Annotated in this window: 24 protein-coding genes; 15 read left to right on the forward strand and 9 right to left on the reverse strand. The window is 46.0% G+C overall.

All coding sequences use genetic code 11. The annotated features are described in order from the left end of the window. Positions 1–4: 4 nt before the first annotated feature. The 5 genes from LEP1GSC047_RS12605 to LEP1GSC047_RS12625 form a co-directional block, all read right to left on the reverse strand. Entirely contained in the window at positions 5–454 is a 450-nt protein-coding gene (locus LEP1GSC047_RS12605) for a MarR family winged helix-turn-helix transcriptional regulator (protein WP_010414042.1), read from the reverse strand. Further along, a complete protein-coding gene (locus tag LEP1GSC047_RS12610; RefSeq protein WP_010414044.1) occupies positions 441–869 on the reverse strand; it encodes an EVE domain-containing protein in 429 nt (142 codons plus the stop codon). The genes LEP1GSC047_RS12605 and LEP1GSC047_RS12610 overlap by 14 nt, the downstream gene beginning before the upstream one ends. Continuing rightward, a complete protein-coding gene (locus LEP1GSC047_RS12615) occupies positions 866–1,291 on the reverse strand; it encodes an SRPBCC family protein (protein ID WP_010414046.1) in 426 nt (141 codons plus the stop codon). Before LEP1GSC047_RS12615 ends, LEP1GSC047_RS12610 begins: the two co-directional genes overlap by 4 nt. 185 nt (positions 1,292–1,476) lie before the next feature. Further along, a complete protein-coding gene (locus LEP1GSC047_RS12620; protein ID WP_039934950.1) occupies positions 1,477–2,397 on the reverse strand; it encodes an esterase/lipase family protein in 921 nt (306 codons plus the stop codon). An 847-nt stretch (positions 2,398–3,244) separates the two neighbouring features. After that, positions 3,245–3,715 (reverse strand): DUF2059 domain-containing protein, encoded by a 471-nt coding sequence (locus LEP1GSC047_RS12625; RefSeq protein WP_010414050.1) that lies wholly within the window; start codon positions 3,713–3,715, stop codon positions 3,245–3,247. Between the two features lie 386 nt (positions 3,716–4,101). Between LEP1GSC047_RS12625 and LEP1GSC047_RS12635 the strand changes: the two genes are divergently transcribed. Next, the gene (locus LEP1GSC047_RS12635) at positions 4,102–4,413 is read left to right on the forward strand and encodes a hypothetical protein (protein ID WP_010414054.1); all 312 of its coding nucleotides are present in this window, start codon (positions 4,102–4,104) and stop codon (positions 4,411–4,413) included. Positions 4,414–4,757: 344 nt separating this feature from the next. On the opposite strand, the gene typA is transcribed toward LEP1GSC047_RS12635, so the two are convergent. Both typA and LEP1GSC047_RS12645 read right to left on the reverse strand, forming a co-directional pair. After that, the gene (gene typA / locus LEP1GSC047_RS12640) at positions 4,758–6,572 is read right to left on the reverse strand and encodes a translational GTPase TypA (protein ID WP_010414058.1); all 1,815 of its coding nucleotides are present in this window, start codon (positions 6,570–6,572) and stop codon (positions 4,758–4,760) included. Between the two features lie 106 nt (positions 6,573–6,678). Continuing rightward, positions 6,679–7,536 carry a pirin family protein gene (locus tag LEP1GSC047_RS12645; protein WP_039934726.1) on the reverse strand — a complete coding sequence of 286 codons (858 nt, stop codon included), beginning with the start codon at positions 7,534–7,536 and terminating at the stop codon, positions 6,679–6,681. Positions 7,537–7,911: 375 nt separating this feature from the next. Here LEP1GSC047_RS12645 and rplU point away from each other — a divergent pair, with 375 nt between their 5' ends. The 10 genes from rplU (at position 7,912) to rsfS (ending at position 14,880) form a co-directional block, all read left to right on the forward strand. Next, a complete protein-coding gene (gene rplU, locus LEP1GSC047_RS12650; protein WP_010414064.1) occupies positions 7,912–8,223 on the forward strand; it encodes a 50S ribosomal protein L21 in 312 nt (103 codons plus the stop codon). Next, on the forward strand, positions 8,220–8,540 hold the full coding sequence (locus LEP1GSC047_RS12655) for a ribosomal-processing cysteine protease Prp (protein WP_010414066.1): 321 nt from the start codon (positions 8,220–8,222) through the stop codon (positions 8,538–8,540). Before rplU ends, LEP1GSC047_RS12655 begins: the two co-directional genes overlap by 4 nt. Positions 8,541–8,543: 3 nt before the next feature. After that, the gene (rpmA, locus tag LEP1GSC047_RS12660; RefSeq protein WP_010414068.1) at positions 8,544–8,801 is read left to right on the forward strand and encodes a 50S ribosomal protein L27; all 258 of its coding nucleotides are present in this window, start codon (positions 8,544–8,546) and stop codon (positions 8,799–8,801) included. Positions 8,802–8,896: 95 nt separating this feature from the next. Next, complete coding sequence (gene obgE, locus LEP1GSC047_RS12665) at positions 8,897–9,952, forward strand: GTPase ObgE (protein ID WP_010414070.1); 1,056 nt, start codon at positions 8,897–8,899, stop codon at positions 9,950–9,952. After that, entirely contained in the window at positions 9,939–10,808 is an 870-nt protein-coding gene (gene proB / locus LEP1GSC047_RS12670; protein ID WP_373364539.1) for a glutamate 5-kinase, read from the forward strand. The genes obgE and proB overlap by 14 nt, the downstream gene beginning before the upstream one ends. Further along, the gene (locus tag LEP1GSC047_RS12675) at positions 10,805–12,067 is read left to right on the forward strand and encodes a glutamate-5-semialdehyde dehydrogenase (protein ID WP_010414074.1); all 1,263 of its coding nucleotides are present in this window, start codon (positions 10,805–10,807) and stop codon (positions 12,065–12,067) included. The genes proB and LEP1GSC047_RS12675 overlap by 4 nt, the downstream gene beginning before the upstream one ends. Positions 12,068–12,087: 20 nt before the next feature. Next, complete coding sequence (gene nadD / locus LEP1GSC047_RS12680) at positions 12,088–12,714, forward strand: nicotinate (nicotinamide) nucleotide adenylyltransferase (protein WP_010414076.1); 627 nt, start codon at positions 12,088–12,090, stop codon at positions 12,712–12,714. Next, positions 12,715–13,308: a bis(5'-nucleosyl)-tetraphosphatase (symmetrical) YqeK gene (gene yqeK, locus LEP1GSC047_RS12685; protein ID WP_010414078.1), complete on the forward strand. Its 594-nt coding sequence runs from the start codon at positions 12,715–12,717 to the stop codon at positions 13,306–13,308. Between the two features lie 42 nt (positions 13,309–13,350). After that, the gene (locus tag LEP1GSC047_RS12690; RefSeq protein ID WP_020988754.1) at positions 13,351–14,499 is read left to right on the forward strand and encodes an LCP family protein; all 1,149 of its coding nucleotides are present in this window, start codon (positions 13,351–13,353) and stop codon (positions 14,497–14,499) included. A 3-nt stretch (positions 14,500–14,502) separates the two neighbouring features. After that, positions 14,503–14,880 carry a ribosome silencing factor gene (gene rsfS / locus LEP1GSC047_RS12695; protein ID WP_010414085.1) on the forward strand — a complete coding sequence of 126 codons (378 nt, stop codon included), beginning with the start codon at positions 14,503–14,505 and terminating at the stop codon, positions 14,878–14,880. 43 nt (positions 14,881–14,923) lie between these two features. On the opposite strand, the gene LEP1GSC047_RS12700 is transcribed toward rsfS, so the two are convergent. After that, on the reverse strand, positions 14,924–17,002 hold the full coding sequence (locus LEP1GSC047_RS12700) for a thioredoxin domain-containing protein (RefSeq protein ID WP_010414087.1): 2,079 nt from the start codon (positions 17,000–17,002) through the stop codon (positions 14,924–14,926). Between the two features lie 95 nt (positions 17,003–17,097). Here LEP1GSC047_RS12700 and LEP1GSC047_RS12705 point away from each other — a divergent pair, with 95 nt between their 5' ends. After that, on the forward strand, positions 17,098–18,723 hold the full coding sequence (locus LEP1GSC047_RS12705) for a TolC family protein (RefSeq protein ID WP_010414089.1): 1,626 nt from the start codon (positions 17,098–17,100) through the stop codon (positions 18,721–18,723). Positions 18,724–18,782: 59 nt separating this feature from the next. On the opposite strand, the gene LEP1GSC047_RS12710 is transcribed toward LEP1GSC047_RS12705, so the two are convergent. Further along, positions 18,783–19,724: a cytochrome-c peroxidase gene (locus tag LEP1GSC047_RS12710; RefSeq protein ID WP_010414091.1), complete on the reverse strand. Its 942-nt coding sequence runs from the start codon at positions 19,722–19,724 to the stop codon at positions 18,783–18,785. A gap of 153 nt (positions 19,725–19,877) precedes the next feature. Between LEP1GSC047_RS12710 and LEP1GSC047_RS12715 the strand changes: the two genes are divergently transcribed. The 3 genes from LEP1GSC047_RS12715 (at position 19,878) to LEP1GSC047_RS12725 (ending at position 23,103) form a co-directional block, all read left to right on the forward strand. Continuing rightward, entirely contained in the window at positions 19,878–21,059 is a 1,182-nt protein-coding gene (locus LEP1GSC047_RS12715; protein WP_010414093.1) for an NAD(P)/FAD-dependent oxidoreductase, read from the forward strand. Then, the gene (locus tag LEP1GSC047_RS12720) at positions 21,060–22,049 is read left to right on the forward strand and encodes a sigma-70 family RNA polymerase sigma factor (protein ID WP_010414094.1); all 990 of its coding nucleotides are present in this window, start codon (positions 21,060–21,062) and stop codon (positions 22,047–22,049) included. A 133-nt stretch (positions 22,050–22,182) separates the two neighbouring features. After that, entirely contained in the window at positions 22,183–23,103 is a 921-nt protein-coding gene (locus tag LEP1GSC047_RS12725; protein WP_010414096.1) for an alpha/beta fold hydrolase, read from the forward strand. The last annotated feature ends 59 nt before the right edge of the window (positions 23,104–23,162 follow it).

The raw sequence follows: 23,162 nt of genomic DNA on the forward strand, positions 1-23,162 counted from the left end.
CCGATTAAACATCGCAGAGGTCCTGCAACCTTTTCAGAAATTCCTTTCTTCCTTTACCGAGGGAGAGAAAAAATCGTTCGTCAAAGGCCTCGACCTGATGCACTGCCTCCTGCAATAGTTTTTGGCCTTCATTCGTAACTTCCACGAGTTTCGCTCTGGTGTCCGAGTTGTGTGCGAATCTGCGAACGAGTTTTTTTCTTTCTAACGTGCGTAGTACGGTCGAAGTCGTCATCGGGTCCGTTTTCGCTTGGTCGGAAATTCGAATTTGAGTCGTTTCCTCCTGGGAACACTGCAACCAGTAGGTTACGGCGAGCAATACGAATTGTGCGTGCGTAAGACCCAGAGGTTCGAGTATTTTTCGAATCTCCCTTTGCCAAAGATTGGAAACCTGCCAAAGCAAAAAGCCGGGGCTTTCCTCGGCTTTTTCGAATCCAAAAACTTCATCCTTCGACATCTACGCCCATCCGGTTCGCAATTTTCCGAAAATCAGTCTCGCCTATTTCCAAAATCCCGAAACGAAAGGGAAAGCCCCAAGATTTTTTATTCGGGATAAAATCAAGTTCGCTAACCATCGGAAGGATCTCGACTTCCCGAGCCTGACAAAAAGAAACTCTTCTTCGGAAAGGAATGAAATCGGGGCTCATCTGAAATGAAAAGATCCGTTCATCCGAAACTCTTCCGATGGCAGTAAACTTCCTGCACGCCTTTTTTTCCGCAAACGTTTCTTTGGAAGAATAGATCAGGACCCAATCCCCCTCCCTCATTCTTCGCAAAGGCGCTTTTTTACCGTGGCAAGCCTGAATGATCCCGTTTTCCTTCCCGGCGTTCGCGTGGTCTCTCGAAGCGACGACGATCCAGAATCGATTCATTTTTTTGCCTCTCTCACGAAATTCGCAAACGTAATTATTTCTTCGCTCATATTCTTGGCCTGCTCTTCTCCGATGATTTTTTTCCAGAGAAACGAAAGAGGTCCCCGAATGCTAAGCTCGATCCGAATATCCGTACCATTTTTCGTATCCTCAAAGAAATGCAGAAATTTCATTCTAGCTCCGAACAAATACGTTTCGTCGCCGAAGCTCCGAGGAGATTGCGCCTCTATGATTTTGACCTTAACTTTCGGACCGCCTTTCGGTTTTAATTCGAATTCCTTGCCCAGTGCCACGGGACCTTCGATTTTTGTCCAAAGAAGACCCGAGTCCCATTTAGGCCAATTCGAAATATCGGCTCTTGCGTCCCAAAGGTCTTTGGCGCTGACTCCCTGAACTCTCGTGTTATACTTGTATTCCCACATATGTTGCTCCTTAGTAAGCGTACTTACAATATATAAACAACACTTATAATAAGTATACATATTATCAACTCATTTTTTATATGCGTGCTTATTATTTTTTGTACTGCCGGAACGGGCAAAAGGAAATAAAAAAGGCGCCCTCCCAACCCCGGGAGGACGCCCACTTGTCGGTGGATTTAATTAACCTATTGGTTGCTTTTTGAATTGGACGCCATTTTCAAGAAATAGCCGTTTGTATCATACCAGGTCTGACCTAGATACAAAGCGTTGGTCGCCTCCAAATGGTCGATCCCGGTCGTCGTAATCGGATAGGACGGACCCCCTTTCCAAGTTCCCCACTGCTGAGACGAGGCAGGAACCACACCGTCATTACTGATGCTCTGTCCGTAAAAAGGAGCGCCGATCGCGCAAATCGGATAAATAAGCCCCATTGCAGGATGTTCGATTAAATCGGGAACCGTGATCGTCGATCCATACGAGAAATATTTTACGCCGGAAGCGTTCGGAGTCGAGCTATTAAAGGCAGTCGCTCCCGCAGTCGTAAGCAGTTTTAAGGCGGCTACCGCATTCTGATTCGATTCTCCGTAAACGAAGCCCACCACCGTATTCAGAACGGTCGCGACATACGGTAAAGCCCAGCTCGGGATTACGGTCAGAACTACGTTCGCGACAGGACTGCCGTAATGAGGAGTGTTTAAAGTCGTTAGAGTCGCGACTTTGCTAGCGAATCCGAGATTCGATACGAGATATCTCGCGTCCAATCCACCCTGCGAATGCCCGATAATGTGAACCTTGCCCGTGTAATTATTCGCAGCCATCGCGGTTTGAATTGCCGTTTTTAGCTGAGCGGCCCTTGCGGAGGAGGAACTCGTAGCCGTTACCGTGGGAGTTAATACGGTCGCACCTTGGGACTGAAGATAAGCGGCATTACCTCCCCAATAATCGATAATACCGGTTGATTTTCCCCAACCGAACAACCCGTGGGCTAATACAATCGGATAAGCTCCGGCTAACGGTTTACTCGAAGAACCTCCGCCCGATGCGTGAACGGCTCCCGACACCAAAAGCGTAAGTCCTATAATCCAAATCCTCAATACTCTAGACATTTTTAACCTCTTCTCTTTACTATTCATCACTATCTGCGGAAGATTCCCTCCAAGCTTCCCCTTCCGGAGAGGCATGCGAGAATTTCCTAATTTCTATTTTTAATTTCAAACTATCGTTACGGAATATATAAAGTATTATCCCAAACGTTCGTTATTAATATTTAAGAAGAACCGAATATTCACAGCCAGCCGCTCGGTTCGTAATTAAGTAGGTAGTTCTTTATAGTTAGTCGGAAAACCGTCAACTAAAGAATATTATAGAAAAGAGATTATTTCGAAGAAAAAAATTTTTCTATAACGATTGATATGTATGCAGGAAAGAAAAAGGCAAAGCCGGTAAGGAATATTTTGTTTTCATAATATTCCTAGCTCCGAAACAAGTGCATTCGATCCTCAACCGACTTCCTTGGCACGGGTCGAACCTGTAGCTACACCGTTAAGAACCCGTCACCTTATCCACAAGTCGGGTAAACCTCTATACTTTCATTTGGAAAAGTGAATACGTTCAGATATTGGGTGTTAGATGTAGCCGGAAGAAGAATTGATACCGTCAAATTTAGAGAGAAAGAGACACTCTGCTCAGAGGCTAGCGCTTTAAGCCAAATCGCCTACTGTATAAAATATTGGTCCGCCTAGACTTTTTGGTAAGATATGCGAAAACCATCCGATATAGTTAACTCCTAGATAATAGGAGAATGCTATGAGTAGCAAAGAGGAGCTTCGAGGAATTCCGTCCGGTCATCGGATGTGTCGTCCGACAAACCAGGAAAAGATTCAAGTCAAAAAAGAGAACAATTGTAGCCGACAATAAAACGAAAACAGTGAACGACGAAACGAGGGAATTCTATCATATGTCTTGGCGGGTCTGAGGTTTTGCATCCGGAGAGAGCAAGCCCTTTGCTTTCAAACGCTCCAACACTCTCTCCGCTATTTTCTTTCCCCACATTTCTCCGACTTGCATCGATTCTTGGGTAATTTGCGGGTTTTTTTCCAATAGCTTCTTGCCTACGGGTGAGTTATAGAACGCGGTGATCCCTTTGATTTCCTCGAGGGTAAAATACTTATCGTAGATCGGTATAATTAATTCCACCATATCTTCGCTCTTTAATTCCTTCCGAAAATCTTCCCAAAACTCTTCCGGAATTTGAGGCATTAGTTGTTTGAATCTGGAAATCATCTGCCCTACGACAAGCACTCCCATTTTTTCCGATCCTGAAGAGATGAGAAGTTGTCGTATTTCCTCCTTCTTTTCATCGATGGCTAGCAGCGGAAAACTGGAGAGCAGGAAAAGAAAAATTGCGAATAATAAACGACTCATACGTCCCCCAGGCTTGAATTCATTTTGGACTTAAATGAAGAGAATGTAAAGCGGTTTGTACGTTTAAACTTCGCAAGCCGTCCCACTTCTATTTTTTTTAAGACTATCGGATTTCAACGACGGAAACCGAAGGAAATTCCTTCCCGTTCGGTCGATCGCGATCGGGAAGAGAATGCGATTCCGTTTATGAACACAAGCAGAATTCGAAATTCGATCGAGTTTGGTCGATAAGCGAATTTTTAATAGGTTCCGTTTACGGTTTACAAATTACGAAATATGAAAATTCTACTCGCGAAATTGGTTTCGACACTAGTTCAGAGAAATTTTTATTTACAAAATCGCTTCGCGCGGATAGAATCCGAGTGCGGTCGAGCATACGGGTTCAGATGAAAAAATTACTTATTTTACTTTTCGCTCTGTACATCCCCGCTTTCTTGATGAACGCGAAATTCAATCGCAATCTGAACGTTCTGATAAACGAAAAAAATCAGACGGTCGCCTCTATTCCGGAAAAAAGTTTCGAGTCTAATTTATCCGCTTTTCCCAAAGTCGGGTTCGGTTCCGAGATTTTTCTAACTTATAAGCCGCAACTAGCCTTTCTGACCACCGAGTTCTGCGATGATACGCTTTCCTACGACCTTCTTACGATTCAGTTTCAATTCTTAGACCTTCCCCCGCCTCGATCCTTACAGGGATAACGATCCGCTTATACCTATTCTTGCCCGCCGAATGCCGCGTGGTGCTTTCCAAAGCTTCGGAGTTATTTTCGAGGCTTGAAGATTAGAATCCTATAGCGGATTGTCTTATCAATCGCATAAGCGAAATCGTTTTCGACAATTTCTTTTTCAGCGAGTCCGAGTTATGCGAGGAGCAAGCCAAGATTTTTTTCAAAAGGAAAGATTAGCATGGCTCGAAGGAACCTTTCGCAGATTCGACCCCTTCATCGGTGGACTTCCATTTTTTCCCCCGCGTTCTACGCGGGGATCTTTTTTACGAGTTTAGCCGAGTAAAATCCTGGGACGCTTTCGAAGTTCGTTTGAATTCAACGTCCTGCGCGTTTACGCATATTGGGATCTAGAATCTTTTTCCGCAGTCTCATGCTGAGCGGGGTCACTTCCAATAACTCGTCGTCATCCAAAAATTCGATATTTTGCTCCAAGCTAAAACGGCGAGGCGGTACTAGACGGATCGCTTCATCCGCACCGGAGGATCGAACGTTAGTAAGTTTCTTCTCGCGAACCGGATTCACTTCCAAATCGTTTTCGCGAGAGTGAATTCCGATGATCATTCCGGGATAAACGGAAGTTTGAGGGTCGATTAACAATTCCCCCCTTTCCTGAATCTTCCAAAGAGCGTAGCCGGTCGTATCTCCCGAATCCATGGAAATCAAAGCTCCGTTTTTACGTCCGGGAATCTCTCCCTTATAAAGATCGAAACGGAGGAAACGGCTGGACATAACCCCCTCTCCCTTCGTTTCCGTAACGAAATATCCCCGGAATCCGATAATACCCCGAGTAGGGATTACGAATTCGACGCGAGTCATACCGGAAGTATGCGCGTCCATTAACTGGAGCTCGCCTTTTCTGCGGTTCAGTTCGGCGATGATGCTCCCGGTAAATTGATCGGGAAGGTCCATTACAAGATACTCATACGGTTCGAGTTTCTCACCGTTTTCGCCTTTCTTAATGATAACTTCCGGGCGGGAAACCTGCAGTTCGAATCCTTCCCGGCGCATGGTCTCGATCAATATAGAGAGATGGAGTTCTCCCCGACCGAGAACCTTAAATCGATCCTTATCTTCCGTTTCTTCCAAACGCATCGCGACGTTCGTTTCGAGTTCTCGATCCAATCTTTCGCGGATATTTCGAGTCGTTACGAACTTCCCTTCCTTACTTGCAAAGGGAGAATTATTAACCATGAAATACATGGAGACGGTCGGCTCCTCCACTTCGATTGCCGGCATCGGAGCGGGTTTTCCCGGTTCGCAAACGGTATCTCCGATGAACACATCGGGTAAACCTGCGATCGACACGATATCTCCCGCTTCCGCAAAATCGATCTCGTTCCGTTTTAGTCCTTCAAAGTTATATAATTTCGTAACTTTTAATATTTGAGTCTCGTCCCTTCCGTTCGTTTTGGGAGAAAGCTGGATCACATTCATCCCTTTTTGCAATTTTCCGTTGTAGATCTTACCGATCGCGATCCTTCCCACGTAATCGTTGTAGTCCAAGGATGTGACTTGAAATTGCAGAGGAGCATTAATGCTCGCTTTTACGGGAGGAACATGCTCGAGAACCATATCCAATAACGGATCCAAGTTTTTTCCCGGAGCGTCTTCCAGTTTGCGGACCGCCCATCCTTGTTTAGCCGAAGCGTAAATAATCGGAAAATCCAATTGTTCGTCGGTCGCACCTAAATCGCTAAAGAGGTCGAACGCCATATCGACGACTGCAGATGGTCTAGCCCCATCCCGATCGATTTTGTTAATTACCAAAATGGGCTTATGGCCTAGCTGTAATGATTTTCCCAATACGAATCTGGTTTGAGGCATGGGGCCGTCAAATGCATCCACAAGCAAAAGGCAGGAATCCGCCGTGGAAAGAACTCGCTCGACTTCTCCGCCAAAGTCCGCGTGCCCCGGAGTATCCACGATATTGATTCTTGTGCCTTTATAAACGACGGCCGTATTCTTGGCCTTGATCGTAATGCCTTTCTCTTTTTCCAGATCATTGCTATCCATGATCCGTTCCCCGTCTTCTTTGGCCGTAACGGCTCCGGTTTGTCGGAGAATACCATCCAATAGGGTTGTCTTCCCGTGGTCTACGTGTGCGATAATGGCGATGTTGCGGATTTCCATGCTAAAAACCAAAATTTCCCGGGGGGACAGGGTGGCAAGGTCGATTTAGGCCATCAACGCTTTCTAAATTACGTTTTTGAAACAAATGCACCGAATTCGAAAGGATTCAGGTTTCGGGTAAGGGAATTCTATCCGTCTCTCCCGGAATTTTTCCGAATCGATCATTCTTCCAATCGTCTTTTGCACGATCGATTCTTTCTAAAGAACTGGATACGAAGTTCCACCAAAGATGCCGACGTTCCGGCAAGGGCTCTCCGCCGAGGAGAATGGCTCGGGTCGCTTGCTCCGCACGAAACTTGATCGCTCCACCCATCGGATAAACCGCCATTTCTCCTAGACCGACAATCCGCCCCTCGGCATCCAAACTACCCCGAGCCACATAGACGGCTCCCTCTTGTTTGGCAGGAACGGAAAGTTCTATTTCGGCACCGGGCTCGATCTCAACGTCCGCATAAAACAAGGGAGAATATACTTTAACGGGAGAAATCTCACCTAAAAGAGATCCTGCAATTAATCGCAGCTCCCAACCCCCGCCGCTCAATTCGGGAAATTCCTCTCTTCCGTAATGGAAGAACTCGGGTGGAGCCTCCTCGAATTGCCGGGGCAAAGCCACCCAGGTTTGGATCCCTTCTAGTATAGAATATTGGGGATCGGATTGTGATCGCTCGCTATGTGCGATACCGGAACCTGCGGTCATCCAGTTCACTTCGTATGGGCGAATCATTTGCTCGGTTCCCAGGGTATCCCGATGTAGAATAACTCCGTCGTATAAATACGTCACCGTGGCGAGGCCGATATGCGGGTGGGACCGAACTACTAACTCGTCGCCATCGACCAATGAAACGGGACCCATATGGTCTAAAAAGACGAAAGGTCCCACTGCTCTCACATCCATATGTGGAAGAATCCGACGAACCGAGAATCCGTCACCTAGGCCCCTAAGTTTTCCTGAAATGTATCTCATACCGTTATTTAGACGCGATGCAAACCCTGTCGACGGCGTTGGTTCGCCAAAGATTCTTTTGGCGCTCGGACCGATATTCCTTGATTCGTCGCCCTGTTCTAGAGTGCTTAATTTAGGAGTCAATTACTATCAGAGGACGGAAGACAGAGGACAGACGCGTTCGCTCTGCTCACGCTAGACAGAAGCTGCTAGACGTTGGAAAAGTAATAGAGGACAGGGGAAAATCCACTCTTAGCATAAAAATCTTTCTATATACGTGGAAACGCCGCTTATCAATGTTCTGCCTTCAGTCCTCTGTCCTCTGCTCAGAAGCACTTGACACCCTCGCGCACCGCTCCAAACTGGTCAAAAATCGAGACAACTAGGCCTATTACGATGTTCGCGATCATATCTGTCGGAAATCGACAATTCAAAGTAACCCAGGATTCAGAATTTCTGACGGAAAAGACCGGCAAAAAGCCGGGTGATACCTTCGACGCGAAGGTTTTGCTGTTCGCGGAGAACAATAAGGTTCATATCGGCGCGCCCGATCTGAAGTCGGCAAAAGTTTCCCTCAAAGTCGTAGACGACGTTAAGGGTGAGAAGATTCGCGGCTACGTTTATAAAAAACGTAAGAACTCCCAAAGGACCTGGGGTCACAGACAACAACTCCAGAAACTCAAGGTAGTTTCCCTCTCGGCGGTTTGATCCGAGTAAAAATCCTCCGTAAAGGAGAAAAGATTCTTGGCTTTGAATCCGTGGGGCATGCTTCCACCGAACAAGGCGCCAAAGGTTCCAATCTTCTCTGTGCGGCGGTCGGAGTTCTGATTCAATCCCTCTATCTCCATTTACGGAAAGAAGGAAAGGCAGGTCCCGCAGAAGTCCTGGATGGATTCTTGAAATTCAAGATTCTGACCGGTCTAGAAAATGATCCAGTAGTTCGGACGAGCTTCGCGTTGGTTCGAAACGGTTTGGAAAATTTGAGGGATCAATATCCCTCGGAAATTGAACTCATAGGAGAATAGACGATGGCACATAAGAAAGGTGGCGGTTCTTCGAAAAACGGACGGGATTCCCAATCTAAGCGTCTCGGGGTCAAACGTTTCGGAGGCGAACTCGTTTTGGCTGGAAATATTTTGGTTCGTCAAAGAGGGACCAGACTTCATGCGGGAAGGAATGTAGGTTTAGGAAAAGATCATACGCTTTTCTCTCTCGTGCATGGAAGAGTAAAGTTCGAGCAGGTCACTAAGACCAAGATGCAAGTTTCGGTTTATCCGGAATCATAATTTTATCCTAAACAGTCAAAGTCGGGAAAAAGAAAGGCCTCCGGGGGAAATTTTCCTCGAGCCTTTCTTTTTCTGTTTAAAGGCAATTATATAAGATGGAAAAGTTCGTAGACGAAGTAGTCATCGAAGTTACCGCGGGACACGGCGGAGCCGGCTCCATGCATTTTCGTCACGAAAAATACGTCGAGTTCGGCGGCCCGGACGGCGGAGACGGAGGTGTCGGCGGGGATGTACTCATCCGTACGAATCTTTCTATGGTCACCCTCGACCGCTATCTCACAAAAAGAAAATTTAAAGCCTCAGAGGGATTTCCCGGAGAAGGAAACAATCGCTCGGGGAAAAAAGGAGATGATCTCGTTCTTTACGTACCCTTAGGCACCCAAATCTACGACGAAGATAGCGGTGAACTCCTTTATGATTTTGTGGAAGACGGAATGGAATTTTCCGTCGCCAAAGGCGGAAGAGGCGGAAAAGGAAATACTCATTTCAAATCTTCCACTCACCAAGCCCCTAAATTTTCTCAGCCGGGAGAGGCGGGAGAATACAGACATCTTCGATTAAGCTTAAAGCTCCTGGCCGACGTCGGAATCGTAGGCCTCCCGAATGCGGGAAAATCGACCTTACTTTCGCGGATAACCGAAGCCCATCCCAAGATCGCCGGTTACGCGTTCACGACCCTTTCTCCCAACTTAGGAGTAGTCAAACGGAAGGGAGACATCTATCGATATACTATCGCCGACATTCCGGGCATAGTCGAAGGTGCCAGTAAGGGAATCGGTCTCGGGTTATCCTTTCTTAGACATATAGAGAGAGTCAAAGGAATCCTTTACGTGTTCGATGCGAGCGCGTTGGATATAGAATCGGATTTCAAGATGCTTCGATCCGAATTAGAAACATATAATAAAGAATTATTGAATCGACCTCATCTAATCGTTTTGAATAAGATAGACGTTTGGGAAGATCGAAATTTTACGAAAGAACTTTTGGAATCGGTATCGTCGTTGGGCCGGGTGATCCCTATTTCGGCCAAGGAATCGACGAACTTGGAAGAATTACTGGAAATTATGGATGAAACTTTCTTTCAGGAAGAACTGGAAAAGCTACGACTTGCGGGAAAAAACCGGGAAAAGCGGGAAGATTCGAATGAATAGATCGGATTTCGACTCTAAAATCCAAACGGCAAAAACGATCGTCGTTAAAATCGGATCCGCCCGACTTTCCGGCTCCGAAGAGGAAGTGAATGATTTTTTATTCAGTTTAGTTTCGGACATTAGACATCTTCGCGACCAAGGCAAGCAAGTCATCGTAGTGTCATCGGGAGCCATCGCTCGGGGACGCAAATTATTGGATAGCCTCCCCCTTACCGTAAATACGGAGGACAAGCTATCGGAAAAGCAAGCCTTAGCTGCGATGGGACAAAACCGGCTTATCAACTTATACGATAGTTTTTTTTCGAAAGTGAATCTCCCGATCGCACAGATCTTGTTCGGAGTCCTGGATTTAGAAGCCGGTGAGGGATTCAAAAATCTTAGAAGCACGTTTCAACAACTATTGGATTGGGGAATCCTACCCATCGTTAATGAAAACGATTCCGTAGCCACGGAAGAATTAAAGTTCGGCGATAATGACGTTCTCTCGGCGGTCGTCAGTCTACTCGTGGAAGCCGACTTGCTGATTATTTTAACGGGAGTGCCCGGATTTTTACGGGACGGCAAGCTAGTGCCCCACCTTACCGATATAGGCGACGGGGAACTCTCGATTGCGGGAGGACCTAGCGGGCCCGGAACCGGCGGCATGTATACCAAATTGAAGGCGGCCGGCATTTTAAACGAGGCAGGAATTCCTAGCGGTATCATAGACGGATCGGAGAAAAACTGCGTGCGTCGTTTTCTGGAAGAGAATAAACTAGGGACGTTAGTGGCCGGAAACGGGAAGCATAGATCCTATTCCGAGGAGGAAATCAAAGCGATCCTCCAAACCAAGCGAAACGGAGGACACTCGCAATGATCCAACGGCCTGTAGAACTGGAATATGTGGAAAGTCTGTGCAAAAACGCTCGGAAAGCTTCTCGAGAATTACGAAAACTGAATTCCTCTAAAAAGAATGCCGTTCTTGAAAAATTGGCGGGCGCAATAATAACACGTAAATCCGAAATTATCGCGGAAAACGAAAAAGATGTGACTGCGGGAAAAGAGAAGGGCCTATCCTCGGCGATGCTAGATCGCTTACTGCTGGATGAAAAACGAATTCATAATTTAGCAAAGGCCGTTCTTGAAATCAAGTCCCTCCCCGATCCGGTGGGCGAAGTCGTTCGCGGTCTAACATTGCCGAACGGCATCCGGCTGGTAACAAAAAGAGTTCCTCTAGGCGTCGTAATGGTCATTTACGAATCCCGTCCCAACGTAACGATCGATGTCGGAGCTTTATCCTTTAAATCCGGCAATGCCTGTATCCTTCGAGGAGGGAGCGAAGCGCTTCATTCCAATAATATACTTTCGAACATCTTCCGGGATTGTCTTACCCAGGCCGGACTTTCTCCGAACGCTGTGACTTTAGTCGATAAAACCGAGCGAGAGATTATGATTCCATTCCTCAAGCAGACCCGGTATATCGATTTAGTAGTACCCCGGGGCGGAGAAGGACTTATAAACTTCGTTTCGGAAAATTCCCTCATCCCGGTCGTAAAGCACGATAAGGGCGTCGTGAATATCTATATAGATAAGTCGGCGGATCCGGAAAAAGTTCTGCCGATCGTACTGAATTCGAAAGTGCAGCGCCCGGGAGTCTGCAACGCGGTTGAAAATCTAGTGATACATGCCGAATACCCTCACTCTAAAGAACTGTTAAACGAATTGGATGCAAAAGGCGTGCAACTACTTTTGGATCCTCCTGCGCTTTCCCTTTTCCCAAAGGGAACTCCCGTAAAGTCGGAAGACTATTGTGAGGAATTTTTAGATCTTCGGCTGTCGGTAAAAACGGTAAACTCGATCGAAGAAGCGATTTCTTTCATTGAAAATACTTCTTCCGGTCACACCGAAGCGATCGTAACCGAAGATTTAAGCTCTTCGAATTTATTTTTAGAATCTCTAGATTCGGCCGCATTGTTCGTGAACATATCGACTCGCTTTCATGACGGGGGGGAATTCGGCCTCGGAGCGGAAGTCGGAATCTCGACCGGAAAACTTCATGTTAGAGGACCGATGGGGTTAGTACATCTCACGACCACCACCACATACGGAGAAGGAGAAGGACAAGTGAGGGGGTAAATCCGCCTTCGCTGTTGGATATGACTTTCCGACTCTCCGAACCTCGTCTCACCGGAATTTTCGGAGGAAGTTTCGATCCTCCTCACGTTGGACATTTGGGAATCGTAACCTCCTTCTGGAATACGATTCCTCAAGCGGAAGAACTACTGATCATTCCTAACTGCGTATCCCCTTTGAAAGGCGGAAAACATGCATCGGGCGAAAGTATATTACAAATGTTAGATGCTCAATTCTCTAAAATTCCTAAAACCAAAATCTTGGATATCGAATTGAGAAAAAAAGGAACTAGCTATACGTACGAGACCCTTCTCGAATTGAGGGAATCGTATCCGGATCGAAACTTTCTACTGCTCGTGGGCGAGGACAATTATAGCGAGTTTCAAAAATGGAGAAATTGGGAGAATATTTTCGGCCTGATTCGCTCCCTCTTGGTGTTTCGTAGAGTGTCCGAATATATCCCTAAAAATCCTTATCTGAATTCTTTCGAAGAGAAAATCCTGTTCTTAAATAATCCCATTATTCCGGCCGCCTCGACCGATTTGCGAAATCTGCTTCCGGCCGCCGTTGCAAAAAACCGGAAACCGATTGCGCTCAGCCGAGTCGTATGGGATAAAATACTAGAATCGAAAGTATATTCGGGTGGATGAATGATTCCGGAAACGACCGACGAGCAGATCAAATATTTCATGAGAATCGTTCCGGATGAAATTACCGTTACGCGTTGGGAACATAGCTTGCGAGTAGCCGAAATTGCCAAAGAACTAGCGGGTTTTCACGCACCCGATCAAGCTGCTCAGGCATTCTTAGCGGGAATCGTGCATGATATCACCAAGCAGAAAACCAAGGAATTTCACCTTTCGGTTTTTACGGAAGCGGACGATCCCGAATCGGCGGATTTACCGGAAGCGGCATGGCACTCCCGATCCGCCTATCATTATCTGAAAAGAAAATACGGCTTATTAAACGAATCCGTTTTAGGCGCCGTAAAGCATCATACATTAGGCGGCGAAGATCTAAGCGTCCTGGAATGCGTCCTATACGCGGCCGACTTTTTGGGGTCCGAGTTTGCGGAACGGCAAAAAGAATATGCCGATTGGCGTGAAGAGACCAGGAAGGACCTTTACAAAGGAGTTTTGAACAAGGCCTTTCACACCATTTCCGATCTGCTGGAAAACAGACGAGAGATTCATCCTCTAACGATCGGTATGTATCACTCCGCTTTAAGAAAATTAACCAATTGACATCCGAGTTTTTAAGATCGAAATGGAACCGAGGCTGAGTGTTTGGGTCCGTCTAAATCGTCGAAACCGTTTTTTTTTCTTCCTATTTGGATCGCTATCGGTATTCTTTTTATCGTCGTTCTATTCTTTATATTCAAAAATATACGCAGAACCGGACTGGATGAAAAAATCAGTTCGGGTAAACCGATTCATATTTTAGTCCACGCGATCGGCGAAGACGATACTTTCGAGTTCGGCGTGTTGGCGACGTTATTTCCTTCCCAGGAAAGAGCGGCTCTTTTTTTCATTCACCCAATCACTACTTTCGACGATCCCGAAGATAGTTTGGAACGGTTAAAATCGAAAGCTCCGTCGGCCGTATCGAACGCCGCGGAGGAAATTCTAGGATCCAAACCCCAGTACAAAGTTACCGTAAAAGCTTCCACATTCGTTCGTCTCGTCGATATGCTCGGAGGGCTGTCGATTTATACCGATAATCGGACGGCCGAAAGTTCTCCTACCTATGTAAGAGCGCCCGGAGTATACACCTATTCCGGAGAAGATTCCTATGATTACGTTTCCTTTATGGAGAAAAAGGAGACTCTGGACTATTTGGACAGGATTAGTCGACAAGAAAGTACGGCTCTTACGCTTTACGAAACCCTTTACGAAAATCGAGACCTCTTAAACGCCGGTTGGTCGGAATTCGCATACTCGCTTTTGGATACCGATTTATCCAAGGAAGACTTCTATTCTCTTTTAAAATTTTTAATATCCCGTAGAATTTCCTTCGGTGTTACGGAACTCCCCGGAGAGCCCGCTCTGGATCCGAAATCGAAACGGTTGTATTTGAAAGCCGACCTAGGAAGATGTGGGGCTGCGTTCCGGAAATTTCAGAAGGACGTTTCTTCCGAAATCTTTACGGACGGGGAATTCGCGAGAACCGAAGTCCTGAACGGAACGGATGTTGCCGGACTCGCAAAAGACGTTCGCGGAATCTTAGCCGATAAGAGAATCAAGGTGCTGGCGGCGGACAATGCCTGGAGTAAGGACGTGGAAAAAACCGTCATCCTAGACCGCTCGGGAAATACGGCGGTATCGGACAAGATTTCGACCGTCCTCGAAAAAGGCAAAGTATATCACGTTTTACGTAAAGATCTCGGTCTTGACACCACAGTCCTACTAGGTTCCGACATAGAGCCGAAGAAATAATATATGACCCCCGCTTCAAAAAACGCCCCAAAAGAAACCCTAGAGATCCTTAAAACCGTTTATAAAATAATGAAAGACAAAAAGTGCGAAGAGATTGCGGTACTAAATTTAGAATCCGTTAATTCGTATTTAAGTTATTTTTTGATTTGCACGGTGAACTCCTCCGTTCAAGCCAACGCCGTAGCGAGGGAAATCAAAAAAGCATTAAAAAGTTTTAAACTTCCGCATAAAGAAACCGATAAAACGGGAGCCTCCTCCTCTTCCGGCTGGACGCTCATCGACTATGGAGAGTTTATCGTCCATATTATGACTCCGGAAAAAAGGGAATTCTATAACCTGGATAGACTCTGGCGAGACGCCGAGCGGATAGAGTTAGAATAGAAATCCCTTCGAATCGATCTCTCCGATTTTCCGCCCGCGAACTCTAATTCAATATTGCCCGGAGAGAATTCCAATCCGACACGGGCAGATCGCATCGGAATCCTTGGCAGAAGTACGCCTTTACGCTTCCGCCGGACTTGCGATTTTTCAATAAAAGGATCTTTTCTCCGGCTTCCTCGGCTTCCTTATCGGTCGCCCAAGCAAATACCGTTTCAGGTAAAAACATAGCTCCTATTCCTTGCCATATCGGAAATAAATCCTCCTGAGTCGAGTATACGACCGCCAATTCTTTCGAGTCGGAATTTTTGAGCCAATACGCGGAAAGCATATAAGGATAGTTCATCGGATGAGTTTCCAATTCTACTTTAAAATAAGAGAATATAGCGTCGGCAAAATCGGAGTACCGACCCGACTCGACTCCCAATCTAGAGAGAATCGTAAACGCTAGGGCAAACGAACTGTTGGCCGAAGGTTCCACTCCGTCGTAACCCTCCACATTTCTGCGTAAGAGATCCTCGGCGTCGGAGCCGGTATCGAAAAATACTCCGGCAGGCGAGCGAAATAATCTCACTGCTTCCTCGGCGTATCGAATAGCGAGAGTCAAATAGCGAATCCCTTTTCCCGCCTGAAACAACCAGAGAGACGCCAGAATAAATTCGGCATAATCTCCGCTGTACGCGAGAAACCTAGCCTCACCCTCCCTAAATCGTCTCAATAACCGTCCATCTTCCCGAACTAAATTATTTTCAATAAATCGAAACGTCTCTTCGGCCAGTCGTAATAATTCTCCGTCGCCGAACGCCATTGCGGCTTTCGTCGCAGCCTTTACATATAAACAATTCCAGGAAAGTAAAACCTTATCGTCGCGTAACGGGCGAATTCGATCCGACCTGCGCGCTAACAATTTTTTCTTATTTCGGTTAACGATTTCGATTAATTCCTCCTCTTCTAACCCGTGCAATCTTGCAAAATTCGTCCGAAAGCTCTCGTGTAATATATTACTTCCTTCGAAATTTCCGATCTCCGTAACGTTCCAAAATGCCTCCAGGAGAATGGCATCGGAATCGCATACCTCGTGAAATTCGTTTCTTTTCCAGAGATAAAACAAACCCTCCTCGCCTTCCGAATCCGCATCCTCGGCGCTGGCAATTCCTCCGCCCTGCAATCTCATATCGCGGGAAATATATTCCAATACGTCGTAGGCCGCTTCCTTATACTTTAGATGGCCGGTAGTCTGAAAACATTCGACCAACGCCTCCAAGAATAAGGAATTATCATAGAGCATTTTTTCGAAGTGCGGAACCAACCATTTATGATCGGTGGAATATCTGCTGATTCCACCCCCGATTTGATCGTAAATTCCGCCCTTCTTCATTGCGACAAGAGTTTCCTCCACCATTTCCAAAGCCTTCGGCTCTCCGGTGGATTTATAAAATCTTAATAGAAAGGACAGCCCCATGCTGGGAGGAAATTTATTAGTGACATTCGATTTGAAACCTGCGAATTCGGGATCGTAAAATCGATCGTACATTCCGAATGCATTTTCGAAAACCGTCTTGGAAGGCAACTGCAACGCGCTTTGTTCGCTTAACGCTTTAGATTCTTCGGATTCTTTTAAGTATTGGGCAAGCTCTTCCGAAGCGTCTATTAGTTCTTCCTTTTTCTCTTTCCAAAGCGTCGCCAGAATATTCAAAATGTCCGTAAAGCTTTTACGACCGTATTTAGCGACCGGGGGAAAATAAGTCCCTCCGGTAATCGGCTTCCCTTCCGAAGTCAAAAACATATTCAAGGGCCAGCCGCCTTGCTGATTCATAGCATGCAAAGCGTCCATGTAAATTCGGTCCACGTCAGGCCTTTCTTCCCGATCGACCTTAATGGAAACGAAATATTGATTCAAGACCGCGGCAGTTGCCTCGTCTTCGAACGATTCCTTCTCCATCACGTGACACCAGTGACACGTTGCGTACCCTATCGAGAGGAAAATCATTTTATCTTCCTCCTTCGCTTTAAGAAAAGCTTCCTTAGCCCAAGGAAACCAGTCCACAGGGTTCATCGCATGTTGAAGTAGATACGGACTCTTTTCGGACGCGAGTCGGTTTTGTTTCTTTGGAGTTGTGTCCATTTATTTCCGCTGTATTAGACTTTTCTCTCAATGTTTTCGATTTGGCAAATTCTTCCGAGCCTAAAACCATGCTCCGTAGGAAGATTACCGAACGTATGCAAAGGCCCTTAGTCGTTCCTTTTTTAAGGAAAATCTATCTCCGGCTATTTTTGGCCGGAGCATTGACTTTGCCTAGTTCCATTTTCGCACAACAATCGGAATCACTTGTCGAGAATAAACCCGTATTCCATTTATCGTTAAGAGACGCCGTCAATTACGTCCTTGCAAATAATATTACGGTTAAAAACGCTAAAATGGAATATATTAAAGCGGACTCCGCAGACTTAAAAAATCAGTCTCAGTTTGCTTGGACACTTGTAGCCTCGTTCGCTACAACTAAAACCGGATTGCCTTCCAACCGAAACAACATTATTTCCGGAACGAAAATATCGAATGATAGGATGGCGATCGGAATTCAAAAGCAGTTCGAGACCCAAACCTACTTTACGCTCGAAGTCAGCAACGTTCGTTTCGATACCAACGCCTTGGAATCTCCCGCCTCGGCGGCTCCGTTGGGAGCCTTGGGTCCTTTGCTCGCGGCGCCTCCCCAATATACAAGCGCGCTGACTGCAACCCTCAGCCAAGAACTCTTAAAATATAGCTTCGGAAGAACGGAGAAGGATCGTCAAAAGGTTTTAAAACAGAATGCGATCATTCAACGGGACAGCCTCATCAATACACTGGCTCAGCTTGTAGTTAAAACTCTAGTCGATTATTGGAGCTTAAGCGTTTACGATTCCCAGGTTTCCACATTCGAAAGACTCGAAAAAAATACGAGGGCCATCCGTGATATTACGGCTCGGAAAGCCGGTTTAGGACTTTCCGAATCCTTTGAGTTAAACCAATGGAATTCCGCACTATCGCAGACCCAAAATAGTTTGGATAGTGCCAGACTTGCGAGAAACGATGCCGAAAGGAACCTGGTTCGTGTTCTGAATGCGGACCCTTCTTCTAAAATTGCGGGGATTACCGATCTACATGAGCAAATTCCCGATAATATGGATCCGGAAAAAGATTATCAATACGCACTCAAAAACCGGATCGATCTTAAAAATTTAAGAAGACAGAGGGAAGTCGCGGACATTCAGCTTCGGATCAAGGAAGCGGAGGATATGCCGTCCTTCAAAATCAGCGGAAGTTATTCCACGAAAGGGCAAACTTTTTTAAATCCGCAGGCGAACTTCGTAAACCCCGAAACCGGAATCATGTCCTTTAAATACCCGGAAATGAACGCAGGGTTCAGCCTATCCTACCCCTTATTCGACGTGGGAATTAAGACGGACATTCGGGACGCGAAAGCCCAAATCGAAATACTCGCAAAACAAGAAGAGGAATTAAAGAAGCAGATTCGAGAGGAGCTGGATAACCGATACGCGTCGATCATGGCCGGCAGAGAGTTATTGGATTCTGCGACTCGTCGGAGAGACGAAGCCGAGAAATATTATAAGGGCGTTCAACAACGCTATAGCCAAGGTCGATTTACCGCAGTCGTGGTAAAATTAGCGTTGGATAACCTGATTCAATCCGAGCTTTTAGTGGCCCAGGCAAAAATTAATTTCAACGTGGACCTCATTCGCTACGATCTAGCCAAAAATTACATTTTCGAAAAATTCGGAGTGGACGTGGCCAAGTTAATCGAAGAACTTTCGAAACTCGACCTAGAAAACGACAAAACCAAGTAAAATCCTTTTACGCTCGGAAAATATAAGTTCGCAAAATCTTTTCCGAAGGGATTTGTATATCAAGCTTTAGGAATATTCGGAATTTCGAGAGGAATCGTTTCCCCTTCCAGGGACCTTAAAAATTCTATAAGATCCCGTTTTTCTTCCTCCGAAAGACGAGTGGGTTTTAAGAGCGGATCGAATATAGCGTTCGCGTGCCCGCCATCCGCAAAATGATTCACGGTTTCTTCGATAGAATCGAATTGGCCGTTATGCATAAAGGTCTTTCTGCGAGTCACATCACGCAGCGAGGGAGTGCGAACCTTATCCTTAACGCCGGGCAACCCGGACGTATGCATTTCCGAATCCGAAAAGTTCGGACCTTGGTGACATTGCACGCATTTCGCCTTATTTTGAAAAACGTCCCATCCTCGTTTTTGCGCGGGAGTCAAGGCCGCTTCCTCCCCCATCACAAATCGATCAAAATTCGAATTCCGACTCAAGATGGTCCGTTGAAACGCGGAAAGAGCAAAAACGATTTTATCGACCGTAATTTCGGAACTTCCGAACGCCTTATTAAACATTTCTTTATATTCAGGAACGGCGGAAAGTCTTTGTATGATCGCCTTTTCGTTTTTGGACATTATATCGAAATAAACCCTTTCTTTGACCACGTTTTCCAAATCCCTCGTCTCCGGATCCTTGAACACGTCCTTGTATAAGGCGACGTTAGTCAGAGTTTGACCGATATTATTATGAATCTTATTTCTCGGAGCCCCGCTAGTTTGAAATTCGAAGTTTCGATACGTCGCGCAACTATAATCCTGTCTTAGGGATAATCTCTTATCGAAATAAAGCATTTTGCCCAGCTCGACCTTATCCTTATTATAAGGATTATTGCTAGGATGAATTACGTTCTTTACTACGAAAGCTTGGAGTTCGGAAATCGGCTTACGTTCTTTGCAGGACCCGATAAAAAGCGTCGAAAGTAAAAGGGACAAAATTGTTAAAAATCGAATCATATCGTGCCCTAGTACCCAGCTTCCGGTAAATTCGGCGAATGTCAATCTTTAGAATAATTCTAACCTCGTCCCGGAAAGAGAAAATCTTAGTGAGCGGCTCCTCTTTGTCACAAAATGAACGAACCGTCGTCTTTCCTTATAAGGAGCTTTCTAATGGAAAAGAAAACGATCGTCATCGTCGGCGGAGGATACGCGGGTATCATTGCGGCAAATCGTTTAGCCAGAAAAAATTCTTCGTTACGAATCATTCTTGTTACTGCGAATGATTTCTTCTTGGAGAAGATCAGAAATCATCAAGAAATTGCCGGAACAAAATCCAAGTCCTATCCGATTCGAAATCTTCTCCACAAAAAAGTGGAACTGAAGATCGGCGTCGTAGACCGTATTCTCCCCTCGGAAAAGAGAATACGGTTTCTAGATAATGAGTCACTCTCCTACGATTTTCTCGGATACACTGTCGGAATGAAGCCCGCGCAGATCGAAGAGATGCCGGAGACGATTTTGTCCGTGGCAAATGCGGACGATTGTAAAAGAATCAATTCGGCGCTCCTACAATCTCCGTTCCGTAAGATCACGGTCGTCGGCGGAGGATTAACCGGAATCGAAACCGCGTCGGAATTGGCGGAAGGATTTCCCCATGCAAAAATTACGCTCTTGGAGTCCGGGACCATCGGAAAAAATTTCAATTCCGAAGCGATCGAATATATGCTTCGAATCTTAAAGCGGCTCGGAGTCACCGTTTTACAAAACAAACGAGCCGCAAATATTTCCGTGGATTCGATTTTGACCGAAGACGGGGATAAAATTCCCCACGATTATTGCCTACTTTCGGCGGGATTAGTCGCTTCCGATCTAGGCAAAAATTCCGGACTCAAAGTAAATTCCATCGATCAGATCATAGTCGATGGCACGTTTCAATGCGGAAACCATCCTTCGATATTGGGAGCGGGCGACTGCATCAAAATAATGGAAAAAGAATATTCTTCATTAAGAATGTCTTGTGCGACCGCCCTACCGATGGGAATTTACTTAGCGGAGAGGATCTCCTATTTGACGGGAAACCCGAGCAAGATGGGCCAAAATCCGTTTTCAATGGGATATGTGATTCGTTGCGTGAGCCTAGGCAGGAACGCGGGATTGATCCAGACCGTAAATCGGGAGGACGCCCCGAGCGGAAGAATTTGGACGGGAAGAATCGGAGCGGTAATCAAGGAATTGATTTGCAAATTCACGATCCTGTCCATAAAAGCCGAGAAATACTTAGACTTTTATGCCTGGCCAAGTGCAAGAAAAATCGAAATCGTCGATACCGGCAAAATGGCGACGGAACGTTAAATGGATCGACTAGGACAATTTCTTGAGAATAAAAAACTAGTCTTCGGCATCGCGTACCGAATGACCGGAAGCGTCGTAGAAGCCGAGGATATAGTCCAGGAAACGTTTCTTCGTTGGGAAAAATCCGGTAAGACGAACGTAAGATCTCCGAAGGCTTTTCTTTCCACCGTCGCGACTAGGCTATCTTTAGATAGCCTTCGTAAGTCCAAACGAAAAAGGGAAACATACATCGGACCGTGGCTGCCGGAGCCTTTATCGCCTATTCCATTCGATCAGGAAATTCAGGCGGATGAGGAAACTCTGGATTTGGCGTTTTTACATATATTAGAAAAACTGAATCCAATAGAGCGCGCGACATTCCTATTACGCGAATCCTTCGATTTGGATTATTCGATTATCGCCGATGCCGTGGGAAAAAGCCCAGAAAATTGCCGTCAAATTTTCAAGAGAGCAAAAGAAGCGTTAAAGTCGGATCGTAAACGTTTTTCGGCCGATCCGGAGACTAGAAGACTCCATTTGAGGAATTTTCTATTAGCTTCTTCCAAAAGCGACCCGAATCAACTCATTCCGTTCTTAAAGGAAGAAATCGTTATGTGGTCGGACGGGGGAGGAAAAGTCAATGCGGCTCGAATCCCGATCCTAGGCCGGGAGCGGGTCGCATCCGTCTTAAATCGAGTTCGCCGCAATCGGTTGCGCAAGAATTTACGTTTCTATTTCTCTTTCGTAAACGGGGCGGAGACCATCGTCGGCTATCATAAAGACCAACCCGTATTTCTACAGAACTTTCTCATCGAATCGGAGGGAATATGGCGGATCTATAGCGTGCTGAATCCCGACAAACTTCTCGCCTTTAAGGATAAGGAAAAACTATCGAAGGAAGGCTCCCTGATTCCGATAGAATCGTTTTTATTGTTTCCGAATTCACCGAAAGCCTCACTTCCGAAATGGATTTCCCCGATCGCTAAATTGGTCGGATGGGTTATTTCCTGACTTCGCTTATTAACCGATCCGAGTTTTATTTCTTATTTCTCCCGGATTATCGTTAACATAGGATAATCGTGTTTCGGTTTCCGGATACCGAAACCGCTGGACTATCCACAATAAACTGCTTTAGAATAAATGAATGAAACTAAGGTTGATGATTATTTTTATGGCAGGATTGACTCTATTCGGCGTTTTTTGCGGAGTGAATGAAACCGTAATGAATACACGCTCTAATGCTCAAGATTCGCGGGAAGACGAACCCAGCGGCTTTTTCGAATCGAAATACGGTAAAGTGGCCTATTGGATCAAAGGAAAGGGTAAGACGGTCTTTCTTTTGCATTCCGCAGGCCACGACCACAGGGATTTCGATGCGATCGTCCCGGCGCTTACTTCGAAGTACAGGGTAATTTGTTTGGACTGGCCGGGACACGGGATCTCCTCCAATCCGAATCCTCCCTCTTCCGCCTCTGCATTGGCGATCGCCGAAGTTTTACAGGAAGTAGCGGTTCGACTCGCACCCGAGGGCGCGGTCTTTCTAGGAAACTCGGTCGGAGGTTTTGCCTCCTTAAAAATGGCCTTGGAAAAACCGGAATTAGTGAAGGGTTTGATTTTAGTGGACACGGGAGGTATGAATGCCCCCGATTTCAAAACGAGGACCTTCACGAATTTAAAGGGAACCCTTTGGTTTACCGGACTTTCCTGGACCGCATTCCCGAAATATTATCTGAAAATTCGGAACGAATACACGAATCAAATCCTGGAAAGAATTCGGGAAAAAGGAACGCAAGAAGGTGCGAAAGAAGTGAATGCCGCGATCTGGCGGAGCTTTCTTGCACCGGGACATGACCTCCGCGATAAAGTACGGGAAATCAAACAGCCTACCTTAATCATATGGGGAGCCGAGGATCCGGTTTTAGAACCGAGCCTGGGTAAAACGCTGAACGGGGAAATAAAAAATTCCCAAGCCGTATTCTTAAAAACCGGGCATGTTCCTTTTGCGGAAGATCCGAACGCTTTTTTACGGGCGGCGATTCCGTTCCTAGATTCCATCAAGTATTAATCCGAAACTTTTTGAGATTACAAAATAGATGGATAGGATGACTTTTAGCATAGAGTCAT

It is taken from the genome of Leptospira inadai serovar Lyme str. 10 (assembly GCF_000243675.2).
Taxonomy (GTDB): Bacteria; Spirochaetota; Leptospiria; order Leptospirales; family Leptospiraceae; genus Leptospira_B; species Leptospira_B inadai.

What these genes read in the sequence shown, in the direction of transcription:
- LEP1GSC047_RS12635 (WP_010414054.1), top strand. Translation starts at nt 4,102, where the DNA reads ATGAAAAAATTACTTATTTTACTTTTCGCTCTGTACATCCCCGCTTTC.
- typA (WP_010414058.1), bottom strand. Translation starts at nt 6,572, where the DNA reads ATGGAAATCCGCAACATCGCCATTATCGCACACGTAGACCACGGGAAG.
- rsfS (WP_010414085.1), top strand. Translation starts at nt 14,503, where the DNA reads ATGACCCCCGCTTCAAAAAACGCCCCAAAAGAAACCCTAGAGATCCTT.
- LEP1GSC047_RS12705 (WP_010414089.1), top strand. Translation starts at nt 17,098, where the DNA reads ATGCAAAGGCCCTTAGTCGTTCCTTTTTTAAGGAAAATCTATCTCCGG.
- LEP1GSC047_RS12620 (WP_039934950.1), bottom strand. Translation starts at nt 2,397, where the DNA reads ATGTCTAGAGTATTGAGGATTTGGATTATAGGACTTACGCTTTTGGTG.
- nadD (WP_010414076.1), top strand. Translation starts at nt 12,088, where the DNA reads ATGACTTTCCGACTCTCCGAACCTCGTCTCACCGGAATTTTCGGAGGA.
- obgE (WP_010414070.1), top strand. Translation starts at nt 8,897, where the DNA reads ATGGAAAAGTTCGTAGACGAAGTAGTCATCGAAGTTACCGCGGGACAC.
- LEP1GSC047_RS12700 (WP_010414087.1), bottom strand. Translation starts at nt 17,002, where the DNA reads ATGGACACAACTCCAAAGAAACAAAACCGACTCGCGTCCGAAAAGAGT.
- rpmA (WP_010414068.1), top strand. Translation starts at nt 8,544, where the DNA reads ATGGCACATAAGAAAGGTGGCGGTTCTTCGAAAAACGGACGGGATTCC.
- LEP1GSC047_RS12725 (WP_010414096.1), top strand. Translation starts at nt 22,183, where the DNA reads ATGAAACTAAGGTTGATGATTATTTTTATGGCAGGATTGACTCTATTC.
- LEP1GSC047_RS12645 (WP_039934726.1), bottom strand. Translation starts at nt 7,536, where the DNA reads ATGAGATACATTTCAGGAAAACTTAGGGGCCTAGGTGACGGATTCTCG.
- LEP1GSC047_RS12720 (WP_010414094.1), top strand. Translation starts at nt 21,060, where the DNA reads ATGGATCGACTAGGACAATTTCTTGAGAATAAAAAACTAGTCTTCGGC.
- LEP1GSC047_RS12675 (WP_010414074.1), top strand. Translation starts at nt 10,805, where the DNA reads ATGATCCAACGGCCTGTAGAACTGGAATATGTGGAAAGTCTGTGCAAA.
- LEP1GSC047_RS12615 (WP_010414046.1), bottom strand. Translation starts at nt 1,291, where the DNA reads ATGTGGGAATACAAGTATAACACGAGAGTTCAGGGAGTCAGCGCCAAA.
- rplU (WP_010414064.1), top strand. Translation starts at nt 7,912, where the DNA reads ATGTTCGCGATCATATCTGTCGGAAATCGACAATTCAAAGTAACCCAG.
- LEP1GSC047_RS12610 (WP_010414044.1), bottom strand. Translation starts at nt 869, where the DNA reads ATGAATCGATTCTGGATCGTCGTCGCTTCGAGAGACCACGCGAACGCC.
- LEP1GSC047_RS12605 (WP_010414042.1), bottom strand. Translation starts at nt 454, where the DNA reads ATGTCGAAGGATGAAGTTTTTGGATTCGAAAAAGCCGAGGAAAGCCCC.
- LEP1GSC047_RS12625 (WP_010414050.1), bottom strand. Translation starts at nt 3,715, where the DNA reads ATGAGTCGTTTATTATTCGCAATTTTTCTTTTCCTGCTCTCCAGTTTT.
- LEP1GSC047_RS12710 (WP_010414091.1), bottom strand. Translation starts at nt 19,724, where the DNA reads ATGATTCGATTTTTAACAATTTTGTCCCTTTTACTTTCGACGCTTTTT.
- LEP1GSC047_RS12715 (WP_010414093.1), top strand. Translation starts at nt 19,878, where the DNA reads ATGGAAAAGAAAACGATCGTCATCGTCGGCGGAGGATACGCGGGTATC.
- yqeK (WP_010414078.1), top strand. Translation starts at nt 12,715, where the DNA reads ATGATTCCGGAAACGACCGACGAGCAGATCAAATATTTCATGAGAATC.